General features: G+C 70.5%; 20 protein-coding genes. 9 read left to right on the forward strand and 11 right to left on the reverse strand.

Annotated features, from left to right (window positions below; genetic code table 11):
- Positions 1-1,177 (reverse strand): hypothetical protein (locus VIP82_RS07105; protein ID WP_331907063.1); only part of this gene is annotated, 1,177 nt, incomplete at its 3' end.
- 180 nt (positions 1,178-1,357) lie between these two features.
- Here VIP82_RS07105 and VIP82_RS07110 point away from each other — a divergent pair.
- From VIP82_RS07110 to mnhG, 6 genes are read left to right on the forward strand one after another with little or no spacing between them, the layout of a single operon-like run.
- Positions 1,358-4,294, forward strand: coding sequence for a Na+/H+ antiporter subunit A (locus tag VIP82_RS07110; RefSeq protein WP_331907065.1), 2,937 nt, complete (start codon positions 1,358-1,360; stop codon positions 4,292-4,294).
- Positions 4,291-4,857, forward strand: coding sequence for a Na(+)/H(+) antiporter subunit C (locus tag VIP82_RS07115; protein ID WP_331907067.1), 567 nt, complete (start codon positions 4,291-4,293; stop codon positions 4,855-4,857). Before VIP82_RS07110 ends, VIP82_RS07115 begins: the two co-directional genes overlap by 4 nt.
- Positions 4,854-6,437 carry a Na+/H+ antiporter subunit D gene (locus tag VIP82_RS07120; protein WP_331907069.1) on the forward strand — a complete coding sequence of 528 codons (1,584 nt, stop codon included), beginning with the start codon at positions 4,854-4,856 and terminating at the stop codon, positions 6,435-6,437. Before VIP82_RS07115 ends, VIP82_RS07120 begins: the two co-directional genes overlap by 4 nt.
- Positions 6,434-7,024 (forward strand): Na+/H+ antiporter subunit E, encoded by a 591-nt coding sequence (locus VIP82_RS07125; RefSeq protein ID WP_331907071.1) that lies wholly within the window; start codon positions 6,434-6,436, stop codon positions 7,022-7,024. The genes VIP82_RS07120 and VIP82_RS07125 overlap by 4 nt, the downstream gene beginning before the upstream one ends.
- Positions 7,021-7,287 carry an MrpF/PhaF family protein gene (locus VIP82_RS07130; protein ID WP_308866291.1) on the forward strand — a complete coding sequence of 89 codons (267 nt, stop codon included), beginning with the start codon at positions 7,021-7,023 and terminating at the stop codon, positions 7,285-7,287. Before VIP82_RS07125 ends, VIP82_RS07130 begins: the two co-directional genes overlap by 4 nt.
- Entirely contained in the window at positions 7,284-7,640 is a 357-nt protein-coding gene (gene mnhG / locus VIP82_RS07135; RefSeq protein WP_331907073.1) for a monovalent cation/H(+) antiporter subunit G, read from the forward strand. Before VIP82_RS07130 ends, mnhG begins: the two co-directional genes overlap by 4 nt.
- A gap of 19 nt (positions 7,641-7,659) precedes the next feature.
- Here mnhG and VIP82_RS07140 read toward each other — a convergent pair whose 3' ends face one another.
- The 3 genes from VIP82_RS07140 to VIP82_RS07150 form a co-directional block, all read right to left on the reverse strand.
- Positions 7,660-8,937: an FAD-dependent oxidoreductase gene (locus VIP82_RS07140; protein WP_331907075.1), complete on the reverse strand. Its 1,278-nt coding sequence runs from the start codon at positions 8,935-8,937 to the stop codon at positions 7,660-7,662.
- A 113-nt stretch (positions 8,938-9,050) separates the two neighbouring features.
- Positions 9,051-9,917, reverse strand: coding sequence for an AraC family transcriptional regulator (locus VIP82_RS07145; RefSeq protein WP_331907077.1), 867 nt, complete (start codon positions 9,915-9,917; stop codon positions 9,051-9,053).
- 255 nt (positions 9,918-10,172) lie between these two features.
- Positions 10,173-11,030 carry an SDR family NAD(P)-dependent oxidoreductase gene (locus VIP82_RS07150; RefSeq protein ID WP_331907079.1) on the reverse strand — a complete coding sequence of 286 codons (858 nt, stop codon included), beginning with the start codon at positions 11,028-11,030 and terminating at the stop codon, positions 10,173-10,175.
- 58 nt (positions 11,031-11,088) lie between these two features.
- Here VIP82_RS07150 and VIP82_RS07155 point away from each other — a divergent pair, with 58 nt between their 5' ends.
- A complete protein-coding gene (locus VIP82_RS07155) occupies positions 11,089-11,766 on the forward strand; it encodes a TetR/AcrR family transcriptional regulator (protein WP_331907081.1) in 678 nt (225 codons plus the stop codon).
- A 34-nt stretch (positions 11,767-11,800) separates the two neighbouring features.
- Here the strand turns inward: VIP82_RS07155 and VIP82_RS07160 are convergent, their stop codons facing one another.
- Positions 11,801-12,349 carry a CGNR zinc finger domain-containing protein gene (locus tag VIP82_RS07160; protein WP_331907083.1) on the reverse strand — a complete coding sequence of 183 codons (549 nt, stop codon included), beginning with the start codon at positions 12,347-12,349 and terminating at the stop codon, positions 11,801-11,803.
- 132 nt (positions 12,350-12,481) lie between these two features.
- Between VIP82_RS07160 and VIP82_RS07165 the strand changes: the two genes are divergently transcribed.
- Positions 12,482-12,925 (forward strand): VOC family protein, encoded by a 444-nt coding sequence (locus tag VIP82_RS07165; protein ID WP_331907085.1) that lies wholly within the window; start codon positions 12,482-12,484, stop codon positions 12,923-12,925.
- Positions 12,926-12,944: 19 nt separating this feature from the next.
- Entirely contained in the window at positions 12,945-13,142 is a 198-nt protein-coding gene (locus VIP82_RS07170; RefSeq protein WP_331907087.1) for a hypothetical protein, read from the forward strand.
- 15 nt (positions 13,143-13,157) lie between these two features.
- On the opposite strand, the gene VIP82_RS07175 is transcribed toward VIP82_RS07170, so the two are convergent.
- From VIP82_RS07175 to VIP82_RS07200, 6 genes are all read right to left on the reverse strand, one after another.
- Complete coding sequence (locus VIP82_RS07175; protein WP_331907089.1) at positions 13,158-15,815, reverse strand: penicillin acylase family protein; 2,658 nt, start codon at positions 15,813-15,815, stop codon at positions 13,158-13,160.
- A 251-nt stretch (positions 15,816-16,066) separates the two neighbouring features.
- Positions 16,067-17,920 (reverse strand): YhgE/Pip family protein, encoded by a 1,854-nt coding sequence (locus VIP82_RS07180; RefSeq protein ID WP_331907091.1) that lies wholly within the window; start codon positions 17,918-17,920, stop codon positions 16,067-16,069.
- Positions 17,917-18,594, reverse strand: coding sequence for a hypothetical protein (locus VIP82_RS07185; protein ID WP_331907093.1), 678 nt, complete (start codon positions 18,592-18,594; stop codon positions 17,917-17,919). The genes VIP82_RS07180 and VIP82_RS07185 overlap by 4 nt, the downstream gene beginning before the upstream one ends.
- Complete coding sequence (locus tag VIP82_RS07190; RefSeq protein ID WP_331907095.1) at positions 18,591-19,250, reverse strand: TetR/AcrR family transcriptional regulator; 660 nt, start codon at positions 19,248-19,250, stop codon at positions 18,591-18,593. The genes VIP82_RS07185 and VIP82_RS07190 overlap by 4 nt, the downstream gene beginning before the upstream one ends.
- Positions 19,251-19,302: 52 nt before the next feature.
- Positions 19,303-20,745, reverse strand: coding sequence for an argininosuccinate synthase (gene argG / locus VIP82_RS07195; protein ID WP_331907097.1), 1,443 nt, complete (start codon positions 20,743-20,745; stop codon positions 19,303-19,305).
- 64 nt (positions 20,746-20,809) lie between these two features.
- On the reverse strand, positions 20,810-21,544 hold the full coding sequence (locus VIP82_RS07200) for a Pr6Pr family membrane protein (protein WP_331907099.1): 735 nt from the start codon (positions 21,542-21,544) through the stop codon (positions 20,810-20,812).
- Positions 21,545-21,561 lie beyond the last annotated feature (17 nt).

The raw sequence follows: 21,561 nt of genomic DNA on the forward strand, positions 1-21,561 counted from the left end.
CGAGAACAGGTGTTCCGGTGGGAACAGGACGTTCGGACGCGGAATCGGCCTGTGAGCGCCGGAACAGGAGATCCGGGAGGACGACGAGCCCGAGAAGCGGTGCGAACACGGCCGGCTGCAGATAACGCGCCGCGTGGGTGCCGAGCGCGATCGCGCCCACCACGACGAGGAGGGGCATGACCCAGCCGCACGCCGCCACGACGGCCGACCCGACGTCGCGCCGACGCGCGAGCAGCAGCGTGGCGGCGACGCTTCCGCACCACAGCACCGCGACGGCGAAGACGGATGCCGCGCCCCACGGAGCAGCGATCCGTTCGGCCAGCAGCGCTCCGTAGTACTCGAGCGACGCCGCCCACTGCGCCGGGTCGATGTAGCCGGCGCCGGTGTTGGCGATCAGGTGTGCCAGCGGCATCCGCCCGACGAATCCCAGGATCGAGCCCGCCACGAGTGCACCGACCAGCCAGAGCGCCGCGCGCCGGCGCACCGCGGCCACGCCGAGCACCACGCAGAGGGGGATGGTCGCCCACACCGCGAACAGCGGATTGGTGAGGACGGATGCCGCAGCCACGAGTCCGAGTGCGGTTGCCGGTCCCCATGGCACAGCCCCGGTACTCCGGGCACCGTCGAGTCCCCGGCGTGCCAGCCCCACCGCGAGCACGGCGCCGACCACCGTCGCGCTGTAGTAGGTCGTGGTCGTGAGCAGCGAGGCGAGCTCCAGCGCGTCGCGCGACGCCGAGGTCTCGCTCGCCGCGAGGACCGCGAACGCTCCGAGTGCGAGCAGTGCGCCGGCGATCGGCGCGCGCGCACGCGTGACCGACCCCGCCGCGACGCGCAGGGCGCCGTACAGCGCGACGACGTTCACGACGCCGGCGAGGCCGAGGGTGCCTTCGATGCCCAGGCCGGCCGGCGCGAGCACTCCGAGCATCGCGGTCTCGGGAAGGAACAGCACCGACGACAGCGCCCAGTCCTGAGGCCGGCCTGTCGCCATCGAGTGCAGGATCAGCGTGGTGACCAGCGAGTCGCCGTCACGGAACAGCAGCTCCGACCGTGCGGATCCCGCCACCACCGCGACGACCGCGATGCCGATGGCGAGCGCCACCACGAGGCCGAGGAGCTCTCGCGCCCAGCGCGGCAGCTCGCGCCTGGCCTCGACGTAGGGCACGGTGTTCTGGGCCACCGACTCACTCTGCCACGCCCGACCTCATCGCCCCTGCGGCAGCGCACCGACCGCGGATGTATGCCGTGGCGGGCAGGCGCGGGTGATGCGCCCGGTAGGATGGGTCCGACACCCCGATCGCCTTGGCTCCGCGCTGTTCGTCGACGACCCGCGCAGACCGACGACCACGAGGAGGCCCGAATGCTCCTCGTCCTCGGCGCGTTCGCGGTCGTTCCGATCCTGCTGCCGTGGCTCGTCGCACGCATCGGCGCCCGGGCGTTCTACGTCGCAGCGATCCTTCCGCTCGCCGGCTCCGTGTACGCCGCGGTGCTCACGCCGCGCATCATCGCCGGCGACATTCCGTTCGAGACATACGCCTGGATCCCCTCGCTCGGCATCGACCTCTCGATGCGCATGGACACGCTCTCGTGGCTCATGACGCTGGTGGTGACGGGCGTCGGTGCTCTCGTGATGATCTACTGCCGCTGGTACTTCCGCGGCAAGAAGGAGAACCTGGGCCAGTTCGCCGCTGTTCTCCTCGCCTTCGCCGGAGCGATGTACGGTCTGGTGCTCACCGACGACCTCGTCGTGCTGGTGATGTTCTGGGAAGTCACGAGCGTGCTGTCGTACCTCCTCATCGGGTACTACAACAAACGGGCGGCGAGCCGCCGCGCCGCACTCCAGGCGCTCCTGGTCACAACGCTCGGCGGACTCGTCATGCTGATCGGTGTCGTGCTGCTGGTCGTGGACGCCGGCACCTCGAGCATCTCGACGATCCTCGCCGAGGCGCCCTCCGGGCCGATCGTCGACGCCGCGCTGGTGCTGATCCTCGTCGGCGCGCTCAGCAAATCGGCCATCTTCCCGTTCCACTTCTGGCTCCCCGGTGCCATGGCGGCGCCCACCCCCGTGAGCGCCTACCTGCACGCCGCGGCGATGGTGAAGGCCGGCATCTACCTCATCGCCCGCCTTGCGCCGGTCTTCGCGATCGCACCGACGTGGCGGCCGATCGTGGTCGGACTCGGCGTCTTCACGATGCTGCTGGGCGGGTTCCAGGCGCTGCGCGAGACCGACCTCAAGCGCGTGCTCGCGTTCGGCACGGTGAGCCAGCTCGGCATGCTGACCGTGGTGCTCGGCTATGGGACGAGGGATGCCGCCCTCGCCGGCCTGGCGCTGCTGCTGAGTCACGCCCTCTTCAAGTCGGCGCTGTTCCTCGTGGTGGGCGTCATCGACCGCCAGCTCTCCACGCGCGACCTCACCGAGCTGTCCGGGGTCGGCCGCCAGGCACCCGTGCTGGCCACGTTCTCGATCATCGCGGTCGCCTCGATGGTCGGCGTCATCCCCACCATCGGGTTCGTCGCGAAGGAGGGGGCGCTCGCCGCACTCCTGCACGAGGCGCTCGGCGGAGCGGTGTGGGGGATCGTCGCCCTGGTCGGCATCACGCTGGGGTCGGTGCTGACCGCGGGGTACGGCATCCGTTTCGTCTGGGGCGCGTTCGCGACCAAGCGTCAGCCGAGCGGCGACCGTATGCCCGACACGGAATGGCCCGATCCGCCGATCGGCTTCCTCGTCGCTCCGATCGTGCTCGCCGGCCTCACCGTCATCGCCGGTGTCGCGTCCCCGTGGCTCGACAAGGCCTTCGCCCCGTACGCCGATGAGGCGCCTGTGGCCACGCCCGGCGTGACGCCTCCCGAGCACCCCGCGCATCTCGCCGTCTGGCACGGCTTCGAGGCCGCGCTGTGGATCTCGCTCGCGTCCATCGCGGTGGGAGTCGTCGTGTTCTGGGCGACCCGAGGCTGGCGCCCGATCACTCGTCTCCTGCCGTTCACGGCCGCCGAGGCGTACAACGGCGCGCTCCGCGGCATCGCCCGCCTCTCCGTCCTGACGACCAGCCTCACCCAGCGCGGCTCCCTGCCCGTGTACGTCGGCACGATCTTCGTGGTGTTCGTCGCCGCGGAGGGCACCGCGCTGATCGCGAGCGATGAGTGGCGCGCCCAGCTCGACGCCTTCCAGACACCGACGCAGCTGTTCGTCGCCCCGCTCATGATCGCGGCGGGACTCATCGCGATCCGCGCCCGGAAGCGCTACACCGGAGTCGTCCTCGTCTCGGTGACCGGACTCGGCATGGTGCTGCTCTTCGCGACGAGCGGGGCGCCCGACCTCGCGCTCACGCAGATCCTCGTCGAGACCGTCACGCTGGTCGCCTTCGCCCTGGTGCTCCGGCGGATCCCGTCGCGGCTCGGCGAGCACAACGCGTCGGTCTGGCCCGTCGCGCGCGCCGTGCTCGGCGCCGCGGTCGGCATCACCATGGCCCTCGTCGCGATCGTGGCGACCGGGGCGCGCGTCGAGAAGCCGATCTCGGAGCGCTTCCCCGAGCTGGCCTATCAGCTCGGTCACGGCAAGAACGTGGTCAACGTCGCCCTGGTCGACCTCCGCGGGTGGGACACGATGGGCGAGCTCTCCGTGCTGATCCTCGCGGCGACGGGCGTGGCCTCCCTCGTCTTCGTCACCCACCGCGCCGACACGCTGTCCCGGTTCATCGCGCCGCTCCCCTCGGGGGCGACACGGGCACGCCGCCCCCTCGTCGAGACGTCGGACGGCCTCAAGCAGCGCGGCGACGAGCGCGGCAGCGGGCGCATGGCCTGGCTCGTCGGCGGCCAGCGCGTGCGACCCGAGAACCGCTCGATCATGCTCGAGGTGATCGTGCGGATCCTGTTCCACACGATCATCATCGTGTCGCTGTACCTGCTGTTCGCCGGTCACAACCTTCCGGGCGGCGGCTTCGCCGGCGGCCTCGTCGCGGGTATGGCGCTCGTGATGCGCTACGTCGCCGGCGGCCGCTACGAGCTGGGCGCGGCCGCGCCCACCGACGCCGGGCGCCTGCTCGGCACCGGCATGAGCATCGCGGTCGCGTGCGCCGTGGTGCCGGTGTTCTTCGGCTACCCGCCGCTGTCGAGCTTCTTCTTCGAGACCACGCTGCCGGTGCTCGGCCACGTCGAGTTCGTCACCTCGACCATCTTCGACGTGGGCGTCTACCTCGTCGTCATCGGGCTCGTGCTCGACGTGCTGCGCAGCCTCGGCGCCGAGGTCGACCGTCAGGCGCAGGAGGCCCGCGAGCAGCAGGGGGTGAGCGTCTCGTGAACGTCTCGCTCATCCTCATCATCGTGATGGCGGTCCTCTTCGCCTGCGGCGTGTACGCGATGCTCGAACGCAGCCTCACCCGCGTCCTGATCGGGTTCCTGCTGCTCGGCAACGCGACCAACCTCCTCCTGCTCATCGTGATGGGCGCCCCCGGTGTCGCGCCGTTCTTCGGGGCGGCGGCATCCGTCGAAGAGATGTCGGACCCGCTGCCGCAGGCCCTCACGCTCACCGCGATCGTCATCACGTTCGCCGTCTCGGCGTTCCTCCTCGCACTCATCTACCGCTCCTGGCAGCTCGGCCAGGCCGACACGGTGGTCGACGACGTCGCCGACCTGGAGGTGCGCGAGCGCGGCCCCGAGGACGAGGACACGATGGACGAGGAAACCGAGATCGAGCACACCGACGACGACGCGACGACCGACTTCGTGGGCACCGACACCGCGCCCATCACGATCCTCGGCACGCGCGACTTCGCCGGCCTCCGCGACGACGCACCGGTGGACCGTCCCGCACAGGACCCGGGGGGTCGCTCCGACGAGCGCGAGCGGGGTGATGACGCATGATCCAGATCGCCCCGGCTCTGGTCCCGCTGCTCGTGACGCTGCCGCTGCTCGGCGCCGCCATCGCCCTCATCGCCGGCCGGCATCGCAAGACGCAGGTCGCGGTCTCGGTGGTGACGCTCACCGCGGTGCTCGTCATCGCCGCCATCCTGCTCTACGTCGTCGACGTCGGAGACCGCCCGATCGCGGTCTCGGTCGGCGGCTGGCCCATCCCGTTCGGCATCGTGCTGTACGTGGACCGGCTGTCGGCGCTGCTGGTCGTGGTCTCGAGCATCGTGCTGCTCGCGGTGCTCCTCTTCTCGATCGGCCAGGGTGCGGCCGACGGCGACGACGACACGCCGGTCTCGATCTTCCACCCCTCGTACCTGATCCTGGGCGCCGGCATCTTCAACGCGTTCATCGCGGGCGACCTGTTCAACCTCTACGTCGGCTTCGAGATCCTGCTCGTCGCCTCGTACGTGCTCATCACGCTGGGCTCGACGGAGTCGCGGATCCGCACCGGCGTCGTCTACATCGTGGTGTCGCTGGTGTCGTCGATCCTGTTCCTCGCCGCGATCGCGATGATCTACGGCGCCCTGGGCACCGTGAACATGGTGCAGATCTCGGAGCGCATGGGGGAGCTGCCGCAGGAGACGCAGCTGATCCTGCACCTCATGCTGCTGCTGGCGTTCAGCATCAAGGCCGCCGTCTTCCCGCTGTCGTTCTGGCTGCCCGACTCTTACCCGACCGCGCCGGCGCCGGTGACCGCGGTGTTCGCCGGTCTGCTGACGAAGGTCGGCGTGTACGCGATCATCCGCACCGAGACCGAGCTGTTCCTCTACAACGACGTCAACCAGCTGCTCATGTGGGTGGCGCTGGCGACGATGATCGTCGGCGTGCTCGGCGCGGTCGCGCAGGCCGAGCTGAAACGAATCCTGTCGTTCACACTCGTCAGCCACATCGGCTACATGATCTTCGGACTCGCGATCGCGACGCCGGCGGCCATCGGGGCGACGATCTACTACATGATCCACCACATCGTGGTGCAGACGACGCTGTTCCTCGCCGTGGGACTCGTGGAGCGCCGCGCGGGATCGACCTCGATCCTGCGCGTGAAGGGACTCATGAAGGCGGCGCCGGTGATCGCCGTGCTCTACTTCATCCCCGCCGTCAACCTCGGCGGCCTGCCGCCGTTCTCGGGCTTCATCGGCAAGTTCGCGCTGTTCGACGCCGCGGCCCAGGTCGGCACGCCGATCATGATGGTGCTGATGGTCGGCGGCATCCTGACGAGCCTGCTCACCCTGTACGCCCTCATGCGGGCGTGGAACCTGTCGTTCTGGCGCGAGGACGAGGACTCGGCCGAGACCGAGGCCCGCATCTCGTACCTCGGGGCTGCCCCGGCGGCCGGCGTCGAGACCGAGCGCCGCGTCATCCCGAAGATCATGACCGCTGCCACCACCGGAATGGTGGCGATCACGGTCGCCCTGACGATCTTCGCCGGGCCGCTCTACGAGGTGTGCACGCGCATCGGCGAGGCGCTCCTCCAGCCGGTGTCGCTCACGCAGCTGCAGGATGACGTGCAGGGATCGGAGAAGGCGCCGTGAGCCCCGACCTGCCCCAGAACCGGCTGCGCCGCGCTGCCATCACGACCTGGCGCCAGCTGCCGTTCTTCGTCTGGCTCATCGCGCTGTGGATGCTGCTGTGGGGGCAGTTCACGTGGCTCGCGTTCCTCACCGGCCTGATCGCGGCCATCATCGTGACGCGCATCTTCCGTCTGCCGCCCGTGGAGCTCTCCGGCCGCGTCAACCTCTGGTGGGGCTTCGTGTTCGTGCTCGAGTTCATCGTTGCGGTGGTCCACGGCTCGCTCACCGTGGCGTGGCAGGTGCTCGACTTCCGCCGGCAGCCCGGCGCCGCGATCATCGCCGTGCAGCTGCGCACCGACGACGACCTGATCATGACGCACACCGGCGTGACGGCATCCCTCATCCCCGGCTCGCTGATCGTCGAGACCGATCGAGACCGCCGCATCCTGTACCTGCACGTGATCGGCGTGCGCGACGACGCCGATGTCGAGAAGCAGCGCGCGAGCGTCCACCACTGGGAGGAGCGCATCGTGCGCGCGGTCGGTTCGCGGGCGCAGCTGCGGGCGATGCGAGGCACGCGACCTGTCACCGGAGGGGGTGCGCGATGAACGTCCTGATGATCGCGATCTACGTGATCTTCGGCGTGGCCGCACTGCTGACGCTGTGGCGGATCGTCATCGGGCCGTCGATCCTCGACCGCGCGGTGGCTTCCGACGTCCTCCTCACCGAGGTGATGTGCGTGCTGGGCGCCGAGATGGCGATCAACCATCACACCCGGACGCTCCCGGTGCTGCTGATCATCGCGGCGGTCGGCGTGTTCGGATCGATCTCGATCGCGCGGTTCGTGGCGAGAAGGGACCAAGGACGATGAACGAGTTCCTGGATGTCGCGGCCCTCGTCCTGATCCTCATCGGCGGGCTGCTGTGCCTCACCGCCGCGATCGGGGTGCTGCGCTTCCGCGATGTGCCGAGCCGCCTCCACGCGGCGACCAAGCCGCAGGTTCTCGGCCTGATGCTGATCTGCCTCGCGATCGCGCTGTCGTTGCGGTCGTGGCCGGTGGTCGCGTTCCTCGTGCCGATCGTGCTCATCCAACTCGCGACGGCGCCGCTGTCGGCGCACATGGTGGGGCGTCAGGCGTATCGCAACGGCACGATCGACGAGACGGGGCTCCACGTGGACGAGCTCGCCGAGTCCAAGCGCACGCCTCCCGCCGCCGGCGGCTGAGGCCTGAAGCCCGCCGCTGTCAGCGCGAGGTGCCCGCGGCGCGGCGCGCCCACGTCGGCGCCCTCTCGGGGCGCGGGCCGACGCCGATGATGAACGCGGGGATGACCGTCAGTCCGGGCAGGCGACGGAGGAGGCGGATCAACCGGCGCGGCGGCGTGAACCCTGCGCCGCTGAGCGCCGGCATGATGAGGCGCGCATGGATGAAGCGCTGCAGCGCCTGGATCGCCACCGTCGGCAGTCTTCGCCGGCGCTGCACGCGCGCGAGCACGCGGTCGCCCTCGCGAGCGGGACCACGGAACGTGCCGCGACGCAGCGGGTTGGCGAGGATGCGGGCGGCGGCGACGGCATCCTGCACGGCGAGGTTGATGCCGACGCCGCCGACGGGCGACATCGCATGGGCGGCGTCGCCGATGCACAGCACACCGGGCGCGTGCCAGCGGCGCAGGCGATCGAGGCGCACGTCGAGGTGCTTCACGTCGTCCATGGACGCGATGCCGTCGACGTCGTCGGCGAGCTCGGGGAGGAGCTGCGCGGTGTCGGCGCGGAATGCGACGATTCCTCGCCGGCGGACGGCGGCGTCCGTGCCCTTGTGCGCGAGAGCCGCGACCTGGACGTAGCCCCTGCGGGGGATCGCGATCGCGACGCGACCCTTGCCGATGCGGGGCAGCAGGGACTCGCCGAGCGGCCGCGCGGTGTTCACGCGGTACCACCAGACATCGAAGCCGACCCGGAACTGCCGCGCCGGAAGACCGACGGACCGGCGGACGACCGACCAGCGGCCGTCGCACGCGACTGTGAGGTCGGCGAGGAGCCGGCCGTCACCTGCCGGTGACGAGTACTCCACGCCGACCACGCGATCGCCGTCGCGGATGACACCGGTCACCTCGTGCTCGATGCGCAGTGTGAACGACGGTTCGGCGGCCGCGGCATCGGCGATCAGGTCGAGCAGGTCCCACTGCGGCACCATCGCGACGTACGGATGCCGCACCCGCAGGCGCGAGAAGTCGGCCATCTGCACGTCCTGGCCGGCGGGCCCGGGCAGGACGACCCGGCTGATCCGCGAGTGCGGCAGCGCGTCGAAACGGTCGAACAGACCGAGGTCGTCGAGCAGGCCGAGCGTGGTCGGATGGACCGTGTCGCCGCGGAAGTCGCGGAGGAAGTCGGCGTGCTTCTCCAGCACCGTGACCGTCACCCCCGCGCGGGCGAGCAGGAGGCCGAGCACGAGGCCCGCGGGGCCACCGCCCACGATGGCGCACGTCGTCCGCGTCGACCCGCCGGCGTCGGGATCGGCGGTCATGTCGGCATCCGTCTCAGCGCCGCTGCGGTCTCCACGTTCGACGCCTCCTCGAGTCCTCGTGCTCCGCCGAGCATCATCCGAACCCAGGGTACGACCGCCGCGCCCGCGAACGGCTAGGCGCGTTCCACCGGCAGCCACAGCTCCGAAGTCGCCGTGCTGAAGTCGTCGGCGCGCTCGAGGATGGCCACGATCGAGGGGCCGGGACGCAGCCGCCACGGGTTGGACGGGAACCAGTCAGCGGCCGTGGCGGCCCACGTGGACTGCAGGGCCGCCGGGTACGGGCCTGAGGTGCGGAACACTGCCCAGCTCCCGGCAGGCACCTCGATCACGTCGAGGCCGTCGGGCACCGTCGTGGCCTCACCGACGGCGACGCCGTGCAGGTAGGTCAGCTCGCTGCCCTCGGTGTAGTCGGGGTCCAGGTCGGCGCTCACCTGCAGCAGCCCGGCGGGCTCCGCGCTGCTCAGCGTCTTGAGGCGCAGGTGCTCGTCGGCGGGGAGCGAAGCGATGTGCGCCTGGATGTGCGGGTTGACCCCTTCGTGGATGAGCGGCACGCGGGCGGCGTGGCCGACGAGCCGGAGGTCGGGGAGGTCTGCGATGCGGGTGTCCATGGGCGTGTTCCCTTCTACGGTCAGGCGGAACCTGAGCTGCGGTTGCGTGCGAAGGGGGCCGCCGTCTCGGCGCACGTCGCCGGGACCGGCGCCGTGCACCGCCCGGAACGCTCGACCGAACGCCTCGGTGGAGCCGTATCCGTAGCGGACCGAGATCCCGAGCAGGTCACCGCCGCCGACGACATCGGCCGCTGCGACCGACATCCGGCGCCGCCGGATGTATTCCGACAGCGGCATTCCGGCCAGCGACGAGAACATCCGGCGCATGTGGTACTCGGTGGTGCCGAGACTCCGTGCCAGGTCGGCGACGTCGACGTCCTCGGTGAGGTGGTCCTCGACGTACCCGACGACCCGGTTGAGAATCGAGATCACGGTTCCTCCTTCGACATCCAGCCTCGTCCCGCACACCTCCGCGCACCCGACTATCGCGGTCCGATTCGATCGGCCACCTGCGCCGGTCCGGCGTCAGCCGAAGCGAAGCGCGTCGGGGTCGTTGGTGTCGGCGGTCCAACCGACGGAGCGGTACAGCTCCACGAGCTCGGTCGCCGACGGGATCTCCGCCGCGATCTCGGCAGTCATCCTTCGATCCTTCCACCGGTGCAGGTCGGGGTCGGCCGTCTCGCGTGCTCAGTCGGGGAACGGCACGGGGAACTCTGTGCCGAAGTCGGCCGACCGGCTGACCGCGCTCCAGGTCAGGTCGCTCTCGAGCTGCCGCCGGCCGTAGGCCACCGCCAGGTCGGCGGCGTTCGCGCCGAGGGGGAGGTTGTGCGGAAGGGCTTGTCGCGAGGTCAGCCTCACCAGGATCTCGGCCGCCCTGTCCGGGTCGCCGGCCGCGAGTGGCGAGGACTCGTCGGCGGAGTCCGCGTACCGCGCGCCCAGCGCCGCGTACTCGTCGGGCATGGCCGCGACGGTCATGGAGCTGCCCGCCCAGTCGGTGCGGAAGCCGCTCGGCTCGACGACGAGCGTCCGGATTCCGAACTGCTCCGTCTCGGTGCGCAGGACGCGGCTGAACCCGTCGATGGCGAACTTGGCCGCCTGGTACGACGCGATCCCGCCGGATCCGCCGACGCGACCTCCGATCGAAGAAAACTGGATGATGAGGCCTTCGCCCTGTGCACGCATGATCGGCACGACGGCCCGCGACACGTTGTAGACCCCCCAGAAGTTGGTCTCGAACTGGCTGCGGAAGTCCTCCGGATCGCCGGTCTCGACCGGGGCGACGTTGGCGAACCCGGCGTTGTTGACGACGACGTCCAGTCGTCCGAACGTGCTGTGAGCCTCACTGACCGCGTCCGCCACTGCTGACGGATCGGTGATGTCGAGGGGAAGGAGGAGGACGCGGTCGCCGAACTCGTCGGCGAGGTCGCCGAGGTCGCCGGGGCGACGTGCCGTTGCCGCCACCCGGTGGCCGTGTGCGAGCGCGGTGCGGGCGAGTGCGCGACCGAAGCCGCGAGAGGAACCGGTGATGAACCATGTGGATGCCATGAACTTAGTACAACATGGTTGCGTTAATAACGCAACGGCGTTGCCGTACGATGGGCTCATGTCCGGAACGACGTCGCCCGATGCCCGGTTCCAGCGCGCGCGAAGCCGCGAGGCGAAGGATCGGCGTGAGACCGCCATCCTCGACGCCGCGCGCGAGCTCGCCGGAAACGGCCGAGTCCGAGACGTGACGCTCACCGACATCGCCGCCGCCGTCGGCCTGCACAAGTCCGCGATGCTCCGCTACTTCGAGACGCGGGAGGAGATCTTCCTGCGCGTCACCGCCACGGAGTGGACCTCGTGGGCCGACGAACTCGTGACCCTGCTGCACCGAGGCGGCAGCCGTACGTCTCAGGATGTCGCCGCCGACCTGGCTGCGACTCTGGCGCGACGCGGGACGTTCTGCGACCTGCTCGCGCAGGCGCCGCTCAACCTCGAACGCAACGTCTCGGTGGAGGCGGTGCGCAGGTTCAAGCTGGTGACCCATGAGCAGCTCGATCGCATCGTCGAGGCGATGCGTGAGACGCTTCCTCGGCTGACCGCCGAGCAGGGCGTGGACGTCATCGCCGCGGCGACGGCGATGGCGGGCGCGTTCTGGCAGATCGCCACTCCCGGTCCGGAAGTGGCTGAGCTGTACCGGGCCGACCCGCTGCTCGGGCACGCGGTGTTCGACATCGAGCCCCGCCTGCAGCGGATGATCGCCGCGATGCTCCGCGGATTCGCCGACGAGCAGGCGTGACGGTTCAGGCGGCGTCGGCTCAGGCGGTGACGGTTCAGGCGGCGTCGGCCTTGCGGCGCTCGCGGTAGGCCTTCGCCTTCATGCGGCTGCCGCAGGTCGACATCGAGCACCACTCGCGGCGATGTCCGCGGGACGTGTCCAGGTACACCTGAGTGCACTCCGGTCGCGCGCACTCGCGCAGCAGCGCGGCCTGCTCGCCGCCGACGATCTCCACGGCCTCACGCGCGATGTGCGACAGCGCCTGGCGCGGAGTGCCCGAGCGGGACCAGCCGTCGGGCGTGAGCGCGGCCGTCAGCGGCGGGGCTGCAGCGGCGGCGTTTACGGTGGCGACCGCGTCGGCCGGCAGCGGGCGCTCGTGCAGCCGCGCCCAGACGAGCGCGTAGATCGCCTCGCGTACCTCGACTGCGGCGTCCAGATCAGCGGACACCGATGCCGCGGTCTGGGGAACCAGGCCCGACTCCACGAACCACGCGTCCAGGTCTGAGGGCGCGTCCAGCTTCTCGGTGGGGCGGGCGTTGCGACGCGCGCGCAGGGTGCCGACGAAATCGAGGGCGAGCGTGCCGCACGGGAATGCGTGAATCACATCACCATTCTGACAGGTGACACGCCGATCGGGGTCGAAACTGCGTCACCTGTTTGACAGGTGACGGCGGTGAGTGCATGATGGTCACCATTCAGACCGGTGACGTGCCGGTCGCTGACAGAGGAGATTCCCATGGACCTGAAGCTCGAAGTCGTCGTCATCCCCGTCTCGGATGTCGATCGATCGAAGGCCTTCTACGAGCAGCTCGGTTTCCGGCTCGACGCCGACTTCCGCTCCGAGCGCGGTCTACGCGTCGTGCAGTTGACGCCTCCCGGATCGGCGGCGTCGATCATCTTCGGTGAGAAGCTCACGACGGCGGAGCCGGGCTCGACGCAGGGGCTGCACCTCATCACGACCGACATCGCCGGGGCGCGCGAGCAACTGCTCGCGCGTGGCGCCGAGGTCAGCGACCTCTGGCACGATGCCGACGGTGTCTTCCACTGGGCCGGCACCGAGAACCGCGTCGCGGGTCCGCACCCGGCCGCCGACAGCTACGGCACGTACGCGTCGTTCTCGGACCCCGACGGCAACGGCTGGGTGCTTCAGCAGATCGTCACGCGCGCCCCCGGCCGCTGATCCGCGAAGGAGTCCGAGCATGTCCAGTGAAGCTCCGGTCTCGGATGCTGAGACCTTCCTGCGCGAGCTGCTCACCCGCACCGCGGAGGCGCACGGCCGTTACGAGCGCGACGAGCTCGGGTCGGTCTACGACGAGAACTGGCCGCAGTGGTACGCCGCTTACATGGCCGCCGCGCTCGCCGCAGACGGCTACGCGATCACGCGAAGCATCTCGTGACCGCCGACCGGCGGGTCAGGGCGTCAGCACCAGGGTGTCGGTGGTAGCCGTGTCGACCGCCTTCGACGAGAACGGCCAGGGCGTCAGCTCGGCCCTCTGCCACGACTCGACCTGGTCGGTGTAGTTCGTATGGAAGGCGTGGCCGCTCTCTCCGGTGAGCTGGTTCCAGCGCGAGGCGTCGAAGTCCGAGAGGTCGACGATCATGCGCATCGACGGCACGGTGACGGTCGCGAAGCTCGAGCCGAGGTCCCAGCCGGTCGCGTTGACGACGGACGAGCCGCCGCCGACGGGGTACGGACCGCGGTTGAAGAGCCACTCGATCGGCGCGATGCCCGACTCGCCGAAGCTGCCGTTGGTCAGGGGCAGCGCGTGCAGCGCGCCCCAGTTCCAGCGCGTGGGGTTGTCGCCCTGCTCGTCGACCAGCCGCTCGTAGGCGTCGATCGCCGAGCGCTTCAGCATGTCGGTCATGCCCGACACACCGAGCTCTTCATTGGTCCACCACGGCGACGCGTCGTCGTCGAGCAGAGCGTCCACGACCAGGAACAGCCGGCCCTGGCCGCTGAGGGGTGCAGCGTTCTCGCGGCCGTCGACGAACACGTTCTCGACCAGGGTGTCCCACAGCACGTTCGCGTAGGCGGCGGCCGAGGAGTCGGCACCGTTCTGGGCGTCCCATTCCTGCAGCAGGTCGAGCGCGGCATCCGTGTCGTCATCGCCCGTGGTGATGTCGGCGTAGGCCGCCGTCAGGCGCATGCCGATGAAGGAGTAGTTGTCGGCCTGGATGGCGTTCAGGTCGTCGGCGGTCACCGGGCCCTTGGCGATCGCGCGCTGGATGAGCTCGTCGATGCGGGCGGCGCGCCAGCCGTAGTCCCAGTCCGTCGTGAGGCTGTACGTGTAGTCGGCGGCGACGATCGCGTTGTTCGCGGTGACGATGTATCCCTCGGTGGGGTTGTACGAGACGGGGAGCTCCTCGAACGGGATGTAGCCCTGCCACGCGTACGTCGAGTCCCAGCCGGGCTGCGGCATCGAGCCGTCGCCGGCACCGCGGATGGGCAGCTTGCCGGGCGTCTGGTAGCCGATGTTGCCGTCCACGTCGGCGTAGATCAGGTTCTGCGCCGGCACATCGAACAGGGCGGCGGCGCCCCGGAAATCGTCGAAGTCCTTCGCGGTGTTGAGGGCGAAGATGGCGGATGCCGTGGTCCCGGGCTGCAGCGCGGTCCATCGAAGGCTCACCGCATACTCGCCGTCCGGCGCATCTACCGGTGCGGCCACCGTGCCGGCGGTGCCCGTGTAGGGGTTCTCGGCGATGGCGGTGAAGTCGTCCGTGAGCCCGGACACGATCGGGCCGTTCACCGTTGAACGCACCTCGAGGTCGATGTCCTCGCCGCCGGCGACCTTGAACGTCTCGGTGTGGGTCTCGAGCGGCACCAGCGCGCCGTCGTACCAGTACGAGTCGCCGTCGATCTTCTCGAGGTACAGGTCGGTGACATCGGTCGTGAGGTTCGTGAAGCCCCACGCGATGCGTTCGTTGTGGCCGATCACCACGCCCGGCAGTCCCGAGAAGCCGAAGCCGGCGACGTCGAAGGGGCACTCCTCGGTGACCGTCGAGCACTTCAGCTGGATCTGGTGCCACACGCTCGGCAGCGATGCCCCGAGGTGGGGGTCGTTCGCGAGGAGCGGCATCCCGGTGTCGGTGACGCTGCCCGACACGACCCACGAGTTCGAGCCGATGCCTTCGCCCGCGTCGCCGACGAGGTCGCTCACCGCGTCCAGCACGGTGGCGGCCTCGGTCCACTCGATCGCGGCGGCGGCGGGGGCGGCATCCGCATCACCCGAAGCGTCGCCCCCGGTCTCGCCGGCGTCGCCGTCGGTGTCGCCCTCGGCGGCGAGGTCGGGCGCCGTGCCCACGGCGGGCACCGTCGAGATCTTGGGCACGATCACGGGGTTCCGGTCGAAGGGGTAGCCGGGATAGAGGCCGTCGATCTGGGCCTCGGTGAAGTTCGAGGCCAGGACCGCGCGCTCGGTCTCGTTCTCGATGTTGCTGCGGAGGTCCCAGGCCATCGCCTTCAGCCACGCCACCGAGTCGGCCGGCGTCCACGGCTCGATCTGGTAGTCGGGGTTCTGCAGGCCGAGGATCGCGTACTCGAACGACGCGTCGGCGCCCTGGTTCTCGGCGAGGTACGCGTTGACCCCGTCGGCATACGCGTCGTAGTACGCGCGCTCGGTCGCGCTCAGCGCCTCCACCTCCTGCTCGGCGGTGGCGTGCCAGCCGAGCGTGCGCAGGAACTTGTCTGTGCCCAGCTGCGATTCGCCGAACAGCTCCGAAAGTCGCCCGCTCGTGACGTGCCGGCGGAAGTCCATCTCCCAGAACCGGTCCTGGGCCTGCACGTATCCCTGCGCGAAGAACAGGTCGTGCGACGAGTCGGCGGTGATCGTCGGGATGCCGAGCACGTCGCGCTGCACCGTCACCTCCGCCTCGAGACCGGGCACGCTCGCTTCGCCGCTCAGCTGGGGGAAGGAGCGCTGCGCCGTGAACGCGACGAAGCCGACCGCGATGAGGGCGAGCACGACGATGCCGGCGAGGATGCTGAACAGCGTGATGCCGACCGTCCGCCCCACGGATCGACGGGGGGCGGTGTCGTCGACGGCATAGGGCGAGGGCTGGGGCTTCGGCATTGAAGGGCTTTCCGAGCGAGGGTGGGGGGAACGGGGTGCCAGGCACCGCGGCATTCGGTCCCTGTGCATTCGGGCAGCACAGGCACCGCTCCGCATGCTAACCCCGACCCGCGCCCCACGCCGAATCGCACTCGCTTTTGCCGTGGGATCGGCCGTTGCGAACCCCGGAACGGGTCGTGGAATCACCTGATCCGGTGGCGCCGGGTGCGCGGAAGGCCGCGCCCGCAACGAGTTCTCCGCCGCGGCATCCGTCAGCCGATGACGCTCGGCTGCAGGTCGCGGAGCGTGCGGAAGTGCGTCATGCGGGTGACGCCGATGGCCGCGATCACCCCCGCGCCGACGAGCCATGCCAGCAGCACGGCAAGGTCGAGCCACACCCGGTCGGCGCTGCCGCCGTACATGACCTGGCGCATCGCGTCGACGACGTAGCCCATCGGCAGCACGTGGTGCAGCGCCGCCAGCGGTGCCGGCAGGGTCTGCCAGGGGAACGTGCCGCCCGCGGTCACCAGCTGCAGCACCATCAGCACGAGGCCGAGGAACTGCCCGACCGATCCCAGCCACACGTTGAGCGCGAGCACGATCGCCGCATAGGTGGCGCTGGCGAGCAGCAGGATGCCGAGCGTCGCCAGCGGATGCGCGAAAGAGAAGCCGAGCGCGAGGGCGAGCACACCGAAGAGCCCGACCATCTGCAGGCCGCCGAGGAGGGCGGGGGTCGCCCAGCCCGCGAGCGTGATGCGGATCGGCGAGTGGAGGGCCGTCACCGCGCGCTTGGAGACCGGCTTGACGATCAGGAACAGCGCGTAGATGCCGATCCAGCCGGCCAGGGCAGCGAAGAACGGCGCGAGGCCGGCGCCGTAGTTCTGCGCCTGCGTGAGCGACGACCGCTCGATCTCGACGGGCGCAGCCAGCGTGTCGGCCTGCGCCTGCCGGGTCGCCGCGTCGAACGAGGGGAGCTGGGCTGCGCCCGCGGCGAGTCCGTCGCGCAGCTGGGTGGCACCGTCCTCGAGCTGGGTCAGGCCGTCGTCGAGGGTCGCTGCGCCGTCGCGCAGCTGCGCCGCGCCGTCGGCGGCCGTCGCCGTGCCACTGGCCAGGGTCGCGGAGCCTGCGGCGACGCTCGCGGCGCCCGCCGACACCTGCTGGGCTCCGTCGTTCAGCCGGCCGATCTCGGCGACGGCGCCCTGCACGCGATCGTCGACTGCGGCCAGCCGTTCGCCGACGGGATCCAGCTCTGCGAGGACCGCGTCGATCCGCGTCTGGTCGACACCCGCCTCGGCGAGTTCCGCGGCGATGTCGTCGCGCACCTGGGGCAGTGTCGAGACCGCATCGGAGGATGCCGCGCCGACCCTGTCCGCGATGGCATCGAGCTGCGCGGTGCCGCCGGCAACCTGGCTCGCGCCGTCGGCGACCTGTGCCGCGCCCGTCGAGAGCAGGGCAGCGCCGTCGCGCAGCTGCGCGGTGCCGTCGGCCAGCTGGACCGCGCCGGAGGAGAGCTGCCCAGCGCCGTCGTCGGCCTGCGCGAGACCGTCGACCAGCTGAGAGGCGCCGGTGGCGGCATCCGTCAGCTGGATGCGGATGGTGTCGAGCGCGTCGAGCATGGTGAGACCCGCCTCGGCCACGACCTTCTCGGTGATCGTGGTCTGGATGCGCTCGACCGCCTGCGTGCCGATCGTCGAGGCGAGGTAGTTGTTGGCGTCGCTCGTGTGCAGCACGATGTCGGCCGTCCGCGGCTCGCCCGTCGTGATGGAGGCGATCGCGGCGGTGAAATCGGCGGGCAGCTCGATCGCGAAGTCGTATGCGCCGTCGTCGAGGCCCGCGTCCGCTTCGTCGGCGGTGGCGAGGTGCCAGTCGAAGGTGCCGTCCTCGATGAGCTCCTGGGCGACCTCGTCGCCGAGGTTGCGCTCCGTGCCGTTGAGCTCGGCACCGGTGTCTGCCACCACGAGCGCGACCGGCACCTCGTCGAGCTGGCCGTAGGGGTCGCGGTTCGCCCACAGGTAGAGCCCGCCGTACAGGATCGGCACGACCATCAGCGCGATCAGCGCGATGAGCGACATGCGCGTCGAGGCGAGGCGCCGGAGCTCCGCGAGGATCATCTGCGGGACCTTCATGCCCGGCCACCCTTCGACGGTGCGGTGAAACGCCGCAGCCGTGGCCTGCCGACGATCCCGGGCATTTCGTCTCGCTCGTTCCTCGCCCGCTCAACGAGCACAGACTGCGAGGCTTGCCCCGCGATCACGAGCACCGCGAGGCCGCGGGCGGCGAAGTCCTCGGCGATCGCCCACCACGCGGCGGGCAGACCGCCGTGGCGGTCGGGCGAGACGAGCACGAGGCCCTCCACGCCCTTGCGCAGCACGGCCAGTTCGCAGAGCGCGCGCACGCGGTCGGCGGGATCCACGTTCGAGACGGGGACGGATGCCGCTTCTCCGAGCGCGTGCTCGTCGAGCCAGCGCCGCACCGCGATCGGGTCCGACCGGCGGCCCGCGAACATGAGCTCCTCGGCGGCGACGCCGGCGAGGGTGACGTTCGGCTCCGGTTCCGACACCTCGGGGGCGTCGACGAGGGCGACGCGCCGCCGCAGGCGGGAGGGGGCGGGGCGCCCGTCGAGGGCGACGCGTCCGGTGTCGGGCCGCATGCGACCCGAGGCGATGAGTCCCAGCACGGTGGGGCGCTGCTCGGTCTCGGCGGCGACCAGCGTGACGCGCCCCGACTCGAACACGGCCGAGGTCACCGGCAGTGCGTGCTCGCGGCGGCCCTTGCCGACGGCATCCAGCTCGACCTTCACTCCGTCACCGCCTCGACGGCGGCAGCGGTCGTCGGTGGGGCGAGCAGGTCGGGATGGTCCGCGAGCAGCGCGGCGGCCTCGCGCCACGAGAGTCCGGCGATGCTGAGCACGGCCCGCACCGCGAGGGCGCCCGCGCTCGGCGACGAGGCGTCCATGCGCGTGATGACGGTGCGCGCGGTCTCTTCGACGAGCCGGGCGAGTGTGGGCGCGGCGACGTCGGTGCGCAGCACGTCGGCATCCTGGCCCTCGTGCACGATGCGCACGACGGTGCGCCGCAGGGGGGCGAGTGCGGTCGCCGTCTCTTCGAGGTGGGCCTCGTCGAGGGCGATCGCGGCGAGCACCTGCACGTGGGAGGCCTCGGTCCACAGCGCCCCCGCGAGGCGGGCGAGCGCGACGCGCGGGTCGGCGTCGTCGATCTGGACGGCGACGGTGTTGAACCTCTCCGCGCCCTGAGCCACGAGTTCGCGCACGAGGGCGTCGCGGTCGTCGAAGTGTCCGTAGAGCGCGCGGCGCGTGAGGCCCGCCTGTCGGGCGATCGCGTCGACCGACGCGCGGGGGTCGTGCGCGAGGGCGACGTGCGCTGCGGCGAGGATCCCGGCGCGGTTTTCGAGAGCGTCCCGCCGCGGGCGGCGCGCAGCATCGATCGAAGAGGTCATGCCTCCACGTTAGTTATCTTGCACAGCGTTGTGCAAGTTATCGCGCCAGGACTCAGTCGGTTCCCAGGTCGAACGCGGATGCCTCGTTCGCGGCATCCGTCGCCTCTGCCAGCTCTTCCCGCTCGGCGCTGTACTCCTCGGCGTGCTCGGTGATCTCGCCGGCCTCGCCCTGCGCGAGGTGGCCGACGAGCTCGCCGGTCGCGCCGCCGATGATGCCCGCCGCGGCGTAGTGCTCGAGCCGCACGCGGGAGTCCGCGATGTCGAGGTTGCGCATGGTGAGCTGGCCGATGCGGTCGGTGGGGCCGAACGCGGCGTCTCCGACGCGCTCCATCGACAGCTTGTCGGGGTGGTACGACAGGCGCGGGCCACTCGTGTCGAGGATCGTGTAGTCCTCGCCGCGCCGCAGGCGCAGGGTCACGGAGCCCGTGATCGTCGAGCCCACCCACTTCTGGATCGACTCGCGCAGCATGAGCGACTGCGGCTCGAGCCAGCGGCCCTCGTACATCAGTCGCCCGAGGCGGCGGCCCTGCTCGTGGTAGGTGGCGAGCGTGTCTTCGTTCAGGATGCCGTTGACCAGGCGCTCGTAGGCGATGAACAGCAGCGCCATGCCCGGCGCCTCGTAGATGCCGCGCGACTTCGCCTCGATGATGCGGTTCTCGATCTGGTCGCTCATGCCGAGGCCGTGGCGGCCGCCGATGCGGTTGGCCTCGAAGACGAGCTGGACCGGGTCGGCGATCTCGACGCCGTTGAGGGCGATCGGGCGGCCGGCCTCGAAGGTGACGGTGACGTCCTCGGTCTCGATCTCGACCGACGGGTCCCAGAAGCGCACGCCCATGATCGGCTCGACGGTCTCGAGCGACACGTTCAGGTGCTCGAGCGTCTTCGCCTCGTGCGTCGCGCCCCAGATGTTGGCGTCGGTCGAGTAGGCCTTCTCGGCCGAGTCGCGGTACGGGAAGCCGTGCTCGACGAGCCACTCGCTCATCTCCTGGCGCCCGCCGAGCTCGGTGACGAAGTCGGCGTCGAGCCACGGCTTGTAGATGCGCAGGGCGGGGTTGGCGAGCAGACCGTAGCGGTAGAACCGCTCGATGTCGTTGCCCTTGTAGGTCGACCCGTCGCCCCAGATGTCGACGCCGTCCTCCTTCATGGCGCGCACGAGGAGCGTGCCGGTCACGGCGCGGCCGATGGGCGTCGTGTTGAAGTAGGTGCGGCCGCCGGAGCGGATGTGGAACGCGCCGCACGCGAGGGCGCCGAAGCCCTCTTCGACGAGCGCGGGCTTGCAGTCGACCAGTCGTGAGACCTCGGCGCCGTACTCGAGCGCGCGGCTCGGGATCGCGTCGATGTCGTCCTCGTCGGGCTGGCCGAGGTCGCCGGTGTACGTGCAGGGGATCGCGCCCTTGTCGCGCATCCACGCGACGGCGACGGAGGTGTCAAGGCCCCCTGAGAAGGCGATGCCGACGCGCTCGCCGACGGGCAGGGATTGAAGGACCTTCGACATGCCGTCAAGTCTAGTTAAGGGATGCGGCGCTACCCGGCCCGGCGTCCCGCAGTCCCTGACCCGCTCAGATCGGCAGCGCGCCTCGCGCGGCCGGTGCGCCGTGGCGGGTCGCCCGCCGATCGCGATAGCGGCCGATCACGATGATCGCGGTCCCGATCGCGAGGAAGCCGGCCAGGATCGCCCCGATGTAGAGGAGCGCCGACGAATAGCCGCCCGCGCCATGCGGGTCGAGGAACGGGTACGGGTACCACCACGCCGTGGTGCCGTCGGGGCTCGCGACGCGCTCGCCCCGGACCATCGTGTAGGTCGTCCAGCCCAGCGGGTAGCCGACGAGCACGGCGAGCGACCACCACGGCAGCCCGCGCCGGCGCGGTGCCCAGACCAGGTCGAGGACGAAGTAGATCGGCAGCACGACGTGGAGAACCTCTGCGGCGTAGGTGTCGAGCATCGCGATGCCCACCGAGTCGCCGAGGGCGACCGGTGCCGGCAGGCCACGCAGCAGCGCGTTGTAGACCAGCCCGAGCAGCAGCACCGGTCCGGTCACGGCCGCCAGGGCGAGCGCGATGCCGAGCGGCTCGCGCCCTGTGCCCGGGTGCCGCATCCCCCATGATGCGGCGACGAGGAGCGTGATCATGCCGAGCAGTGTCGACACGATCGTGAACAGACTGAAGTAGTTCGCCAGCACGTCGCCGAGGCCCTGCCCCTGGCGCGCTGCGCGATCGACGTTGACGATGAATCCGGCGACGACCCCCGAGAACCCGGTGATCGCCGCGACGATCCGAAACCATGACCAATACATGTCTCCCCCTTCGACAC

This window comes from Microbacterium sp. (assembly GCF_036566905.1).
In the GTDB taxonomy this organism is placed as follows: domain Bacteria; phylum Actinomycetota; class Actinomycetes; order Actinomycetales; family Microbacteriaceae; genus Microbacterium.

Bases quoted from the DNA above. Each gene is read 5' to 3' on its own strand.
- VIP82_RS07110 (WP_331907065.1), top strand. From the start codon at position 1,358: ATGCTCCTCGTCCTCGGCGCGTTCGCGGTCGTTCCGATCCTGCTGCCG.
- VIP82_RS07120 (WP_331907069.1), top strand. From the start codon at position 4,854: ATGATCCAGATCGCCCCGGCTCTGGTCCCGCTGCTCGTGACGCTGCCG.
- VIP82_RS07130 (WP_308866291.1), top strand. From the start codon at position 7,021: ATGAACGTCCTGATGATCGCGATCTACGTGATCTTCGGCGTGGCCGCA.
- mnhG (WP_331907073.1), top strand. From the start codon at position 7,284: ATGAACGAGTTCCTGGATGTCGCGGCCCTCGTCCTGATCCTCATCGGC.
- VIP82_RS07140 (WP_331907075.1), bottom strand. From the start codon at position 8,937: ATGACCGCCGATCCCGACGCCGGCGGGTCGACGCGGACGACGTGCGCC.
- VIP82_RS07150 (WP_331907079.1), bottom strand. From the start codon at position 11,030: ATGGCATCCACATGGTTCATCACCGGTTCCTCTCGCGGCTTCGGTCGC.
- VIP82_RS07155 (WP_331907081.1), top strand. From the start codon at position 11,089: ATGTCCGGAACGACGTCGCCCGATGCCCGGTTCCAGCGCGCGCGAAGC.
- VIP82_RS07165 (WP_331907085.1), top strand. From the start codon at position 12,482: ATGGACCTGAAGCTCGAAGTCGTCGTCATCCCCGTCTCGGATGTCGAT.
- VIP82_RS07170 (WP_331907087.1), top strand. From the start codon at position 12,945: ATGTCCAGTGAAGCTCCGGTCTCGGATGCTGAGACCTTCCTGCGCGAG.
- VIP82_RS07175 (WP_331907089.1), bottom strand. From the start codon at position 15,815: ATGCCGAAGCCCCAGCCCTCGCCCTATGCCGTCGACGACACCGCCCCC.
- VIP82_RS07180 (WP_331907091.1), bottom strand. From the start codon at position 17,920: ATGAAGGTCCCGCAGATGATCCTCGCGGAGCTCCGGCGCCTCGCCTCG.
- VIP82_RS07190 (WP_331907095.1), bottom strand. From the start codon at position 19,250: ATGACCTCTTCGATCGATGCTGCGCGCCGCCCGCGGCGGGACGCTCTC.
- argG (WP_331907097.1), bottom strand. From the start codon at position 20,745: ATGTCGAAGGTCCTTCAATCCCTGCCCGTCGGCGAGCGCGTCGGCATC.
- VIP82_RS07200 (WP_331907099.1), bottom strand. From the start codon at position 21,544: ATGTATTGGTCATGGTTTCGGATCGTCGCGGCGATCACCGGGTTCTCG.